The following is a 13022-nucleotide window of genomic DNA, read 5'->3' as shown; positions in this document are numbered from 1 at the left end:
AATCTTTGTTAATAGTAGCTATAAATTTAATTTAACAAACTTTACCTAAAAACCGACATGATATAAAGCTTTAAATCAAAGACGTTTCCATTAAAACACTATATGTTGTGGTTGACTAAATAATTGATTTGGTTATTTGCCGTAAAACAGGTAAAATCGTCATCTTTGAAAATACAGCAATTTTTTGAAACGGAGAGCCGTAAACATGTTCACAAAATCAATGACTATCGCAGGTTACGATGATTTAATCGCTGACGCGATAAAAAACGAAGAAAATCGTCAAGAATCTCACATTGAGTTAATCGCATCTGAAAACTATACCAGCCCACGTGTTATGGAAGCTCAAGGCTCATATTTCACAAACAAATACGCTGAAGGTTATCCTGGCAAGCGTTACTACGGCGGTTGTGAGTTTGCAGATGTTGTTGAGCAAGCAGCTATTGACCGTGCCAAAGAATTGTTTGGTGCTGACTATGCAAACGTACAGCCACATTCAGGTTCTCAAGCAAACGCAGCAGTATATCTAGCGTTGTTAGAAGCTGGTGATACGGTTCTTGGTATGAGCTTAGCTCATGGTGGTCACTTAACTCACGGTTCTCATGTTAGCTTCTCTGGTAAGCTTTATAATGCCGTTCAATATGGTATTGACCCTGTTTCAGGACAGATTGATTACGATGAAGTTCAGGCATTAGCTTCTGAGCATAAGCCTAAAATGATTATTGCAGGTTTTTCTGCATATTCTCAGGTGGTTGATTGGGCAAAATTCCGCGAAATTGCAGATTCTGTTGGTGCGTACTTGTTTGTTGATATGGCTCACGTCGCTGGTCTAGTTGCTGGTGGTATTTATCCTAACCCAGTTCCTTTTGCAGATGTGGTAACAACTACTACTCATAAAACATTACGCGGACCGCGTGGTGGTTTAATTATTTGTAAATCTAATCCAGATTTAGAGAAAAAATTAAATTCTGCAATTTTCCCTGGTGGTCAAGGTGGACCTTTGGTTCACGTTATGGCAGCAAAAGCGGTAGCTTTTAAAGAATGTTTAGAGCCAACTTGGAAAACATACTGTGAAAACGTAGTTAAAAATGCACAGGCAATGGCTAAAGTATTTATGTCTCGCGGTTGTGATGTAGTTTCAGGCGGTACAGAGAATCACTTGTTCTTAGTAAGCTTAATTGAAAAAGGTTTAACAGGTAAGTTGGTTGATAAGGCGCTAGATGAAGCTCATATCACTGTTAACAAGAACTCAGTGCCAAATGATCCAATGTCTCCGTTTGTAACGAGTGGTATTCGCGTTGGTACAGCGGCTGCTACATCACGCGATTTTAATGAAGAAGATTGCACAAACTTAGCGACTTGGATGTGTGATGTAATCGATGCTTGTGATCAAGAAAATGAAACTTGGGATGAATCAGTTATTGCTGATGTTCGTAACAAAGTTTCTGCTTTATGTGCTGCTAAGCCAGTTTACAAGTAATCCAAAAAAGGTTCTTATTCAATTGAATAAAACCACTTTGAAACTGTTTTTAATATAGCAGTATCTAAAAAACCACCAGGCCTGGTGGTTTTTTGGTATTTAAAATTTACAAATTCAAATTAATTTTTTTCTTTATTCAACCTTTTATATTTAGTTAAATTCGTTTTTATTTTTTTAAAAAAATAAGCAAAGGAGCTTGCTATGCATTGTCCATTCTGTAATGCGTCAGACACCAAAGTGATTGACTCACGTTTAGCAACAGAAGGTGTACAAGTGCGTCGTCGCAGAGAATGTATACAGTGTTCTGAACGTTTTACAACTTATGAGTCTGCTGAACTTTCTTTACCACGAGTGGTTAAGAGTGATGGTAATCGTGAAAAATTTGATGAATCTAAAATCAGAAGAGGCTTAATTAAAGCCTTAGAAAAACGACCAGTATCTAGTGATGCTATAGATCAAGTTGCTAGCCAAATGACAAAACGTTTAATGTCAGAAGGTGTACGTGAGATTCCATCTTCACAATTGGGTGAATGGGTTATGGATGCCTTGCGTGATTTAGATCAAGTTGCTTATGTACGCTTTGCTTCTGTATATCGTTCATTTCAAGATGTAAATGCTTTTAGAGAAGAGATTGAACGTCTTGTTAAAGTTACTACTGCTAAATAATCTGATTGTAATAATTAGCTTATAGCTTAAATAGGAAGTTGTTTTGTCTCACTCTAAACTGCTTGAATCTGATATTTTTTACATGCAAAAAGCCCTTGAGCTAGCTAAAAAAGGGTTGTATTCAACAAAACCTAATCCTGCGGTTGGTTGTGTATTAGTTAAAGATGGCATAATTGTAGGTGAGGGGTGGCATCAGAAAGCTGGGCAACCTCATGCTGAGCGAGTGGCTTTAGCTAGTGCGGGTAATAAAGCACAAGGTGCAACTGCGTACGTAACCTTAGAACCTTGTTCGCACTTTGGTAGAACGCCTCCTTGTGCAGATGGCCTAATAGAAGCCAAAGTTGCTAGAGTCGTTGTAGCAATGAGAGACCCAAATCCTCTAGTATCTGGTCAGGGGATTAAAAGAATTGAAGATGCTGGTATTGATGTTTTGGTCGGTGTTTTAGAAGAAGAAGCCAAAGCGATTAATTTAGGATTTATTAGAAAAATGGAAAAACAGTTACCGTTTGTTAGGTTAAAAATGGCTAGTAGTTTAGATGGACGCACAGCAATGAATAATGGTGAGAGCCACTGGATTACTGGCGAGGAGTCGCGTAAAGAAGTTCATAAAATGCGTGCACAAAGCGGGGCTTTAATTACTGGTATTGGTACTGTGTTAGCTGATAATCCAAGTTTAACGGTTCGGCTAACCGATCAAGAGTTAACGGAGTTAAATTTATCACAAGATAATTGTCATCCAATTAGAATCGTGCTTGATCCAAATTTAAGTATGCCAACAGATGCTAAAATGCTCTCTTTGCCTGGTCGTACTATTTTAATGACTTCCAAAGAAACTACAGACCGAAGCCCAGAGCTGGTTGAAATGTTTTACAATCATGGTGTGGAGCTTGTTGCTGTGTCAGCTCAAGATGATCGCTTAGATATAGAGTCTATTTTGCGTTATCTAGCTGAAGTAGAAGATGTTAATGATGTCATGGTTGAATCAGGAGCGATTGTTGCAGGTGCATTTATGCAATCTGGCCTGGTAAATGAATTGCATAGTTTCATTGCTCCGTCTTTAATGGGGAATACCGCTAAACCAATGTTTGTTTTGCCAGGTATTGAATCAATGGATCAAAAAATGAACTTCAAAATTCAATCGATGGATCGTTTTGGCGAAGATATTCGATTAATTTTGGTGCCAAAGGAAGCGATTTAAATTATGTTTACTGGAATTATTCAAGCAGAAGGTACTATTGCTAACATTGAGCCTAAAGATGGCGACTGGAAAGTAACGATAAATATTGGCAAATTGGATATGAGTGATGTTCAAGTTGGAGACAGTATTGCTGCTAATGGCATCTGCTTAACTGCGATAGAGTTCAATGACCATCAATATGTTGCAGATGTTTCTGGAGAAACACTCAAGGTAACAAATGCGGGTGACTGGTCAACAGGTACCCCAGTGAACCTAGAAAAAGCATTGACCTTGCAAGACCGTTTAGGCGGACACCTTGTTAGTGGGCATGTTGATGGCGTAGGTCAAGTTGTCTCAATTTCTCAAGATGCCCGTTCATGGCGTTATGAGATAGAGGCACCTATTGATATTTGTAAATATATCGCCGCTAAAGGCTCAATTTGCATTAATGGCATTAGTCTCACTGTTAACCAAGTAAATGATTGTGTATTTGGTGTAAATATTGTGCCTCATACACGTCAAGAAACAACCATTAAACATTTAGAAGTTGGCTCAACAGTCAATTTGGAAGTCGATTTACTTGCTCGTTATCTTGAAAGAATGATGACGGCACCACAAGCACCACAAGAAAGTAAAATAACCCCAGAATTTTTAGCTGAAAACGGATTTAATTAAAAATGCTATTAAACACAATAGAAGAACTGATTGCAGATTACAGAGAAGGCAAAATGGTCATCCTTATGGATGATGAAGACCGCGAAAATGAAGGTGATTTGTTAGTTCCTGCAAGCACTTGTAGTGCAGAAGATATCAACTTCATGGCTAAGTATGGGCGTGGTTTAATCTGCTTAACCCTAACTAAAGAGCGTTGTAATCAACTGCATTTACCGTTAATGGTAACCAATAATACAGATCAAAACGGTACAAACTTTACTGTATCTATTGAAGCCGCTGAAGGCGTGACAACGGGGATTTCTGCAGCAGACAGAGCCGTTACCGTGCAAACTGCGGTTGCAAGAGATGCCGGGCCAGCTGATATTGTTACCCCTGGGCATATATTTCCGTTAATGGCACAACCAGGTGGTGTATTAACTCGTGCTGGTCACACAGAGGCAGGGTGCGATTTGGCTCGCTTGGCAGGAATGGAACCAGCATCAGTCATTGTTGAAATTATGAATGAAGATGGTTCAATGGCTCGTCGGGAAGACTTAGAAGGTTATGCAAAAGAGCACGATATAAAAATTGGTACTATTGCAGATTTAATTGAATACCGTTTGCAGAATGAGAAAACCATTGAACGCGTTTCTGAATGTAAATTGCCAACACGATTTGGTGATTTTAAATTGATTGGTTATCAAGATATTCTTGAACAAAAAGCCCACTTTGCTCTAGTTTATGGAAAAATTGAAAGTGACAAACCAACTCCAGTTCGTGTTCATATGCTTGATACATTATGTGATGTATTTGGCTCGCAACGTAAAGAGTGTGGTTGGTCTCTAGATAAAGCGATGAAGCAGGTAGCTGAAGAGGGTGCTGGTGCGATAGTAGTGTTACGCAAACACGAAGATGCTACGGAGTTACTTGATAAGATCCAACAATATCAAATGAAAGACTTAGGTGTTAATTCGCCAGATCGAATCTCTGATGATGACACTAAAACTTACGGTCTTGGTGCACAGATTATTGCTGATTTAGGCATTAAAAAACTTAAAATAATTGGTTCGGCATGGGGCATGAAAGCTTTGGGTGGTTTTGGTTTAGAAATCACTGAGGTGATTGCTAAAAAGGACTAATTTATAAATGGTGGCTTTTGCGACTAGAATTAGTTTTTAAACTAGACGATTTATGGCAAAATAACTCGCTAATACAAATAAAAAGAATGTAAGAGAAGTAAATTATGGAAATGATTCAAGGCAATTTAAATGCTGAAGGAATGAAGCTTGGTTTTGTGGTAACGAGATGGAATAGCTTTGTGGTTGATCACCTTGTAAAAGGCTCTATTGAAGTGGTAGAAAGACATGGTGGTTCTGCAGATAACATCACACAAGTGTTGGTTCCTGGTGCGTTTGAAGTCCCTCTGGCTGTTGAAAAAATGGCTGCTTCTGGTAAGTATGATGCAATTGTTGCACTGGGTGCAGTGATTCAGGGTGGTACACCGCATTTTGATTATGTTGCCGGTGAAGCGACTAAAGGAATTAGTAGTGTTATGCTCAAGTATGGTGTACCTGTTGCATTTGGTATCTTAACGGTTAACTCTATTGAGCAGGCGATTGAACGTTCTGGTACTAAAATGGGTAACAAAGGTGAAGAAGCAACCGTTTCTGCAATTGAAATGGTTAACGTGTTGAAGCAGCTTTAATGAAAACAATTAAAGATATCCAACCAGGTCAGGGTGAAGAAGTTATTGAAAAAGAAGGCCAAATTACGCCACGTACGCAATCACGTCGTGTCGCTATGCAGGCACTTTATCAATGGCAAATGACCAATGAAGAAGTTCCAGAAATTATTAAACAGTTTAATGAAGATGGTCTGCTTGAAGACTTAGAATTTGATTTCTTCAAAGAGCTTTTAACTGAAGTATCAAAATCGACTGAAAGTTTAGATGCACTTTATGCTGACTATTTAGATCGTTCTGTTGCTCGAATCGATCCTGTTGAGCGAGCCATTATGCGAATGGGTGTTTATGAACTGCAATCTAAAATTGAGATTCCATACAAAGTTATTATTAACGAAAGTGTTGAATTAGCTAAACGTTTTGGGGCTGAAGAAAGTCATAAATACGTAAATGGTATTTTAGATAATGTGGCTAAGCAATTACGCTCGGCTGAAATGGCGTAAATTACATCGCGTTGTTTACACACGCGATTTACATCAAATATCTATTTAATGAGCCTCGTTAATCCGAGGCTTTTTTATATCATAAAAAAATTAAAAGTAGAGTTATGGCGAGCGAATTTGAATTAATCAAAACGTTGTTTCAACCTTTATCAAAAGGACTTTCAGAGGATGAAATAGGTATTGGTGATGACGGAGCTGTATTGAGTGTTCCAGAGAACCAACAGTTGGTTGTGGTTACCGATACCTTGGTTTGTGGTGTTCACTTTCCTGAAGATACCACTGCTTATGATATTGCCTGGAAAGCCGTGGCGGTCAATTTAAGTGATTTAGCCGCTATGGGGGCTAAGCCGGGATTTTACTCTTTAGCATTAACCACTCCTAGCAATGACCAGGCCTGGTTAACTGATTTTGCTAGAGGTTTAGCTGATATTTCTACTTTATATAAAATACCGTTAATTGGTGGAGATACCACTAAAGGACCTTTGACGATTACAGTCACAGCCCAAGGTTTTGTTGAACATGGTAAAGCTGTAAAAAGGTCAGGTGCTAAAGCGGGTGATGTTATTTGTGTTACTAATACCATTGGTGATGGTGCTTTGGGGTTGTTAGTGGCATTAGATAAGTTACCAGGCCTGGTAAAACATGATATGAAATTAGAGCAGCAACACTATCTATTAAATGCATTAAATCGTCCCAAACCACAATTGGAGTTTGGTGAAAAAATGTTAGGGTTTTCTAACAGTGCTATCGATATTTCTGATGGATTATTTGCAGACTTAGGGCATATTTTGGAGGAGTCTAATAAACTTATTAAAACTGGTGAGCCATTACTTGCTGCTAGAGTGGATCTGGACAATTTACCTTTATCAGAATCTGCCCGTTTGTATATTGAAAAAACAGATGATTGGAAAACGATTTTAACTGGCGGTGATGATTATCAACTTTGTTTCACGCTTTCATCTGAACAGTTTGTTTATGCTAGCAAACTGGCTGAGGAGGTTGGAATCTCTATTTCAAAGATTGGTCAAATGGTGGAATCTGAAATCATGAAATCTGATGCGGATAAAGATGTGGCAAATATAAAATTAACACTTAATGATAAGTTATTTAATTTGGGTGAATCAAAAGGTTATCTCCATTTTTAAAATAAAAAAGCCTGGTGATAAAAATATCACCAGGCTTTTTATTTTTTAATTTTTAACATTGTTAAAACTTGTGTTTAAGTCTATTTATTATGTTTATTTGTTATTAAAGGCTCTTCTTGCTTCAACACCTTTAGAAAGGCTTTCAAGTACTTTTTGACTGTCATCCCAATCAATGCAAGCATCTGTAATGCTTTGGCCATAGTTTAATGGCTGGCCTGGCTCTACGTCTTGGCGTCCACCTACCAGGTGGCTTTCTACCATTGCACCCATGATATAAGGTGAGCCAGCAGCTAGTTGCTCTGCAATAGATTCGGCTACCACAATTTGTCTTTGATGTTGTTTACTGCTGTTAGCATGACTACAGTCAATCATTAACTTGTCTTCAACTTTTGCGTCTTGCAGTTGTTTTACTGCGTCGGCAACGTATTCAGGTTCGTAATTTGGTCCATCGTTACCACCTCGTAAAATAACGTGACAATCTTCATTTCCGTTAGTTTCAAAAATAGCTGAATGACCGTCTTTTGTTAAAGACATAAAAATGTGAGGATTGTTAGCTGCACGGATAGCATCAACGGCAATTTTAAATCCGCCGTCTGTACCGTTTTTAAAACCGACAGGGCAAGACAGGCCAGAAGCAAGCTCACGGTGACCTTGGCTTTCGGTCGTGCGAGCACCGATCGCTCCCCAAGAGATTAAATCAGCAACGTATTGAGGTGAGATTAAGTCTAAAAATTCAGTGGCAGCAGGAACCCCCATGTCGTTAACGTCGCGCAATAGTTCACGGGCTAAACCTAAACCTTTGTTGATTTCAAAGGATTCGTTAAGGTTTGGATCATTGATTAAGCCTTTCCAGCCTACCGTGGTTCTAGGTTTTTCAAAATACACACGCATAACAATCAGTAGGGTGTCTTTGTATTTTTCAATTTGTTCTTTTAATTTTTTAGCGTATTCACGAGCTGCACCAGTGTCATGAATTGAACATGGGCCGATAATCACTAATAGGCGGTCATCTCTACCTGCAAGGATATTGTGAACTTGCTGACGTGTATCATAAACAGTTTGTGCGGCCGCTTCCGTAATAGGAAATTGCTCATGTAAGTCACGAGGAGAACGTACTTCAGTAATGTTTTTGATGCGTAAATCATCTGTTTGATACTGCGTCATATTGAAACCTTAATCATCAATTTATTTTCAAATGTATTTCTATTATAAATACATAAAGAGCACTCTTTATAAAGTACCCTAGGATTTGTCGCGATATTATGCCATTTTATAATGGTATTTGCTTTATCAATTCAATTAAATAACAGTGATTTCTTATGTTTTTTGATTTGCGTTTTGAATTTACCAGGCCTGGTAAATTTTTTATATAAGATTTTTTATTACAAAAAACTTGAAAAAATCCTTTTAGATGCCAAAAACTCAAAGGATAACTATGCTAAAATTGTGGCGTTTTAAAATTCTGAAGTATGGACTAGAGAAGTGCATTGTAAATATATTATTGAAGGCGTTACTGAAGACGGACGCAAATTTAGACCGAGTGATTGGATTGATCGCATCTCATCAATGGGTGCATCTTACGATATGCAAAGATTGGTCTATTCAGACATGCTGCATCCAGAATTGTATGAAGGTCAAAAATGCTTGATGATTGATATGGCGCTTGAGCAAGAAAACCCAGGTATGTTTCGGTACGTAATGAATTTTGTAAAAAGTAATGGCCTAAAGATGACACAGGTGTGTGATCTTGATGAATCTAAGTTAGGTGCATAAGACTCTCTTTTATAAAAAGAGATAGCTGTAATTAAATGGCTATGGCTATTTAAGCTTCAAGTGATGAAGTTTAACTACAAAAAAGCCCCTATAAACAACTGTTTATAGGGGCTTTTTTGTATGTGAAGTTTTAGTCTTTAATTAAAACTTATTTTTATTTTAAAAAATATTTGCCCCTAAAAATAAGGTTGCCCAACCGCCCATTGCTAAAAATGGTCCAAATGCCAGTGGCGTATCTTTACTTCTGGTTTTTAAAATTATGCCAACTAAGCTGACTAAAATACTGGTTAAAGCGGCAATTAATATGATTTGTGGTAAAGCAATAAAGCCAAACCAAGCTCCTAAAGCAGCTAATAGTTTAAAGTCGCCATACCCCATGCCTTCTTTTCCAGTTAATAGTTTAAAAGCATGAAAGACGATCCAGAGAAGTAGGTAGCCAATGGCAGCACCCCAAATGGCATCAATCGGAGTGGCAAACAGGGTTTGAGAATTAAATAGTAAACCTAGCCAGAGTAAAGGCAGGCTTAAGTTATCCAAAATCAGTTGATGTTCATAATCAACTACAAAAATAGCGATTAATATCCAACTAAAAAGTGTAGCGGCAATACCTTCGGTAGTTAAGCCAAATTGCCACATACAAATAATGGTAAAGATAGCGGTGCTTGCTTCAATAATTGGGTAGCGAGGCGATATTTTGCTTTTGCAGTTATGGCATTTACCTTTTGTATACAGCCAGCTAAAGAGTGGAATAAGTCTATACCATGGCAGATTGGCATCACATTGGGGACATTTTGAGCCGCCCAAGCTAATTTCTTTAAACTGTAACTCCTCTTCTAACATCATGACTCGGGGTAATCGCCAAGTGAGCATGGATAAAAAACTACCAATTACTAATCCAATTATGCCGCTGAAAATAAGAAGTTGGGGAGTGGAAAGTTCTGTCATGTTATTAACTCTTGAAAATTAGGTTTTAGACAATCTAAGCAAATTTGCGTTTGGTTGTTTAAGTTGCTCAGTGGTTTTGATTTTATCTGGCAGTCACTTTATCAAAGATTGTAAATAATGCCTATGTTGTTTCTATATTTTCGTTGATTGTGTTGAGCTAAGCGTGGCTATTCTTTTGGGATTAAAAAATAATTCTTAAAAGCTGCCTTAAGGTGTAAATCTGTTGTTAAAAGTGTTATGAATTCCTTTATAATACTTTGTTCTCTTATTGTTAATTAACCAGGTCGTGTTAAGTGTCTTTTTTTAAGCGTTATTTGATTGCAGGGTTGTTAGTTTGGTTGCCATTGGGTGTGACTATTGCAGTCATTAAGTTTTTAGTTGATTTGTTTGACCAAACATTGTTGCTAATACCTCATGATTACAGGCCAGAAACCTTATTGGGGTTTAATATTCCAGGCCTGGGTGTTGTTTTATCCTTTTTGCTTATTTTGATAACGGGGATTTTTGTTGCCAATTTACTAGGTAGTAAAATTGTAAAGTTGTGGGAAGCCTTTTTATCAAGAATTCCGTTGGTGCGTTCAATCTATAATGCAGTAAAGCAAATTGCAGAGGCGGTTTTTGGTTCTGGCGATCAAACTTTTGAAAAAGCTTATCTCATTGAATATCCAAGAAAAGGGTTGTGGACACTTGCTTTTCAAACGAGTACACATCAAGCAGAAGCTCAGAAAAAGACCAGAATGAATGATGTGGTTAATCTATTTGTGCCAACCACACCAAATCCAACCTCTGGCTTTTTTATTATGGCGAATCGTCATGAAATTGTAGAGTTAGAAATGACTGTTGATGATGCTTTAAAAATGGTGATTTCAGGTGGTGTGGTTGTACCAGGTATGAAAAAAAATAAAAACACTAAAGTAGAAGGGCCTGATAGTCTTCAAGGAACTCAAGGGATTGAAAAGGTTACACCACCCATTAGTGAGAAATAGTCAGTAGCTTTGTACTTCTGGCGAACCAAGGTGGTTTTTAGAGCTTTTTAATAAGCTCTAACGTTAATAGAACAAAAGATTAACAAAACAAATTTATTTTAGAGGTTGTGCATTTAGCAACCAAAGCAATAACTACGGCTTAGTTGTTTAAATTAAGCTGTTAATTTATTAAAGGTATTAAAGAGTATGCGTACGCAGTATTGTGGGCAAGTTACAGAAACATTTATTGACCAAACCGTAACCGTTGCAGGTTGGGTTCATCGACGCCGTGACCACGGTGGGGTTATCTTTATCGATTTACGTGACCGTGAAGGTTTGGTGCAAGTGGTTGTAAACCCAGATACAGCAGATATTTTTGCCAAGGCTGAACGTTTACGTTCAGAGTGTGTATTGCAAATTACAGGTCAGGTTATCGGCAGAACAGAAGGTACAATTAACCCAAATATGACAACGGGTAAAATTGAGATTGTTGCAACAGAACTGAATGTGTTGAGTATGGCTGAGCCAATTCCATTTCAGTTGGACGACAAAAATGTTGGTGAAGAGACACGTTTAAAATATCGATATATTGATTTACGTCGTGAAGAAATGCAGCAAACCATGATGTTGCGTTATAAAGTGACTCGTTCAATGCGTCGTTATCTTGATGATAATAATTTCATGGATATTGAAACGCCGATTCTGACTAAATCAACACCAGAAGGTGCACGTGATTATCTAGTGCCAAGTCGTACTCATCAGAATAAGTTTTTTGCTCTTCCTCAGTCACCACAGCTGTTTAAGCAGTTACTGATGATGTCTGGTTTTGACCGTTATTATCAAATTACCCGTTGTTTCCGTGATGAAGATTTACGTGCTGACCGTCAGCCTGAATTTACTCAGTTAGATATTGAGACTTCTTTTATGGAAGAAGATGCGGTCATGGATGTAATGGAAGGTTTAACTAAGACCATCTTTAAAGAAGCAATTGGTCACGACTTTGGTTATGACTTTCCACGTATGACTTATGCGGAAGCGATTGAGAAGTACGGTATTGACCGCCCTGATTTGCGTATTGATATGCAGTTGGTTGATGTCGCTGATCTATTGCAAGATATCGAGTTCAAAGTATTTGCAGGTCCTGCTAAAGATCCCAAAGGACGTGTTGTTGCACTTAAAGTTCCTGGTGCGGGTGCAATGAGCCGTAAAGATATCGATGCTTACACTAAGTTTGTAAGCATCTACGGTGCTAAAGGTTTAGCGTACATCAAAGTAAATGATTTATCTGCGGGTATTGATGGTCTGCAATCACCAATCGTTAAATTCTTCCCTGATCAAGTTATGGAGATTATGGAACGTGTTGGTGCTCAAGATGGCGATATCGTATTCTTTGGTGCAGATAAAGCCAAAATTGTAAACGATGCTTTAGGTGCGTTGCGTGTCAAGATCGGTGAAGATTTAAATATGCTAAACGGTCAGTTCAAGCCTGTATGGATTGTGGATTTCCCAATGTTTGAAGAGGATGAAGAAAATGCTCGTATGACGGCCATTCACCATCCGTTCACTCAGCCAAAAGCAACCACAGAAGAAATCTTAAACCATCATGCTCCTGAGCAAATGTTGTCTAAAGCGTATGATTTAGTCATTAACGGCCTAGAAGTGGGTGGTGGTTCTGTGCGTATTCATGACACTAACATGCAAGCAGCGGTGCTTAAATTATTAGGTATTTCTGATGAAGAAGCTCAAGATAAGTTTGGCTTCTTATTAACAGCACTTAAATATGGTTGTCCTCCACACGCTGGTATGGCATTTGGTTTAGACCGTTTGGTTATGATTTTAGGTGATATCGATTCCATTCGTGATGTTATTGCTTTCCCTAAAACTCAATCAGCAGCGTGTCTATTAACAGAAGCACCAGGCCTGGTAGATAATGCTCAACTTGAAGATTTAGCACTTAGATTTAGAAAACCAATGCGTGGCGAAGCGTAAAAAAGTAACAAAGCAAAGTAATCCTAGGGAATGAGAGAGTAGATTGT

Annotated in this window: 13 protein-coding genes; 11 read left to right on the top strand and 2 right to left on the bottom strand. The window is 38.1% G+C overall.

Annotation, left to right across the window (positions count from 1 at the left end; translation table 11 throughout):
• Positions 1-205: 205 nt before the first annotated feature.
• The 8 genes from glyA to thiL all read left to right on the top strand — a co-directional run bounded on the left by glyA (position 206) and on the right by thiL (position 7303).
• Positions 206-1477 carry a serine hydroxymethyltransferase gene (gene glyA, locus ACORJQ_RS09140; RefSeq protein ID WP_321323880.1) on the top strand — a complete coding sequence of 424 codons (1272 nt, stop codon included), beginning with the start codon at positions 206-208 and terminating at the stop codon, positions 1475-1477.
• A 201-nt stretch (positions 1478-1678) separates the two neighbouring features.
• On the top strand, positions 1679-2143 hold the full coding sequence (gene nrdR, locus ACORJQ_RS09135) for a transcriptional regulator NrdR (protein WP_321323878.1): 465 nt from the start codon (positions 1679-1681) through the stop codon (positions 2141-2143).
• Positions 2144-2186: 43 nt separating this feature from the next.
• Entirely contained in the window at positions 2187-3341 is a 1155-nt protein-coding gene (gene ribD, locus ACORJQ_RS09130; protein WP_321323876.1) for a bifunctional diaminohydroxyphosphoribosylaminopyrimidine deaminase/5-amino-6-(5-phosphoribosylamino)uracil reductase RibD, read from the top strand.
• A gap of 3 nt (positions 3342-3344) precedes the next feature.
• Complete coding sequence (locus ACORJQ_RS09125) at positions 3345-3995, top strand: riboflavin synthase (protein ID WP_321323873.1); 651 nt, start codon at positions 3345-3347, stop codon at positions 3993-3995.
• Positions 3996-3997: 2 nt separating this feature from the next.
• Positions 3998-5113: a bifunctional 3,4-dihydroxy-2-butanone-4-phosphate synthase/GTP cyclohydrolase II gene (gene ribBA, locus ACORJQ_RS09120; RefSeq protein WP_321323871.1), complete on the top strand. Its 1116-nt coding sequence runs from the start codon at positions 3998-4000 to the stop codon at positions 5111-5113.
• A gap of 104 nt (positions 5114-5217) precedes the next feature.
• Positions 5218-5679 (top strand): 6,7-dimethyl-8-ribityllumazine synthase, encoded by a 462-nt coding sequence (gene ribE, locus ACORJQ_RS09115; protein WP_321323870.1) that lies wholly within the window; start codon positions 5218-5220, stop codon positions 5677-5679.
• Positions 5679-6158, top strand: coding sequence for a transcription antitermination factor NusB (gene nusB / locus ACORJQ_RS09110; RefSeq protein ID WP_321323868.1), 480 nt, complete (start codon positions 5679-5681; stop codon positions 6156-6158). Before ribE ends, nusB begins: the two co-directional genes overlap by 1 nt.
• 104 nt (positions 6159-6262) lie before the next feature.
• A complete protein-coding gene (thiL, locus tag ACORJQ_RS09105) occupies positions 6263-7303 on the top strand; it encodes a thiamine-phosphate kinase (RefSeq protein ID WP_321323866.1) in 1041 nt (346 codons plus the stop codon).
• Positions 7304-7396: 93 nt separating this feature from the next.
• On the opposite strand, the gene ACORJQ_RS09100 is transcribed toward thiL, so the two are convergent.
• Positions 7397-8467, bottom strand: a complete 1071-nt coding sequence (locus tag ACORJQ_RS09100) for a 3-deoxy-7-phosphoheptulonate synthase (protein ID WP_321323864.1) — start codon at positions 8465-8467, stop codon at positions 7397-7399.
• 318 nt (positions 8468-8785) lie between these two features.
• Between ACORJQ_RS09100 and ACORJQ_RS09095 the strand changes: the two genes are divergently transcribed.
• On the top strand, positions 8786-9076 hold the full coding sequence (locus ACORJQ_RS09095) for a DUF3579 domain-containing protein (RefSeq protein WP_321323863.1): 291 nt from the start codon (positions 8786-8788) through the stop codon (positions 9074-9076).
• A gap of 159 nt (positions 9077-9235) precedes the next feature.
• Here ACORJQ_RS09095 and ACORJQ_RS09090 read toward each other — a convergent pair whose 3' ends face one another.
• Positions 9236-10021, bottom strand: coding sequence for a prepilin peptidase (locus tag ACORJQ_RS09090; protein WP_321323861.1), 786 nt, complete (start codon positions 10019-10021; stop codon positions 9236-9238).
• Between the two features lie 293 nt (positions 10022-10314).
• On the opposite strand from ACORJQ_RS09090, the gene ACORJQ_RS09085 reads away from it, so the two are divergent.
• Positions 10315-11007: a DUF502 domain-containing protein gene (locus ACORJQ_RS09085; RefSeq protein ID WP_321323859.1), complete on the top strand. Its 693-nt coding sequence runs from the start codon at positions 10315-10317 to the stop codon at positions 11005-11007.
• Between the two features lie 186 nt (positions 11008-11193).
• Positions 11194-12975, top strand: a complete 1782-nt coding sequence (aspS, locus tag ACORJQ_RS09080) for an aspartate--tRNA ligase (RefSeq protein WP_321323857.1) — start codon at positions 11194-11196, stop codon at positions 12973-12975.
• Positions 12976-13022 lie beyond the last annotated feature (47 nt).

It is taken from the genome of Thiomicrorhabdus sp. (assembly GCF_963662555.1).
Lineage (GTDB): Bacteria > Pseudomonadota > Gammaproteobacteria > Thiomicrospirales > Thiomicrospiraceae > Thiomicrorhabdus.
This window is presented reverse-complemented; position numbering and strand designations above follow the sequence as displayed.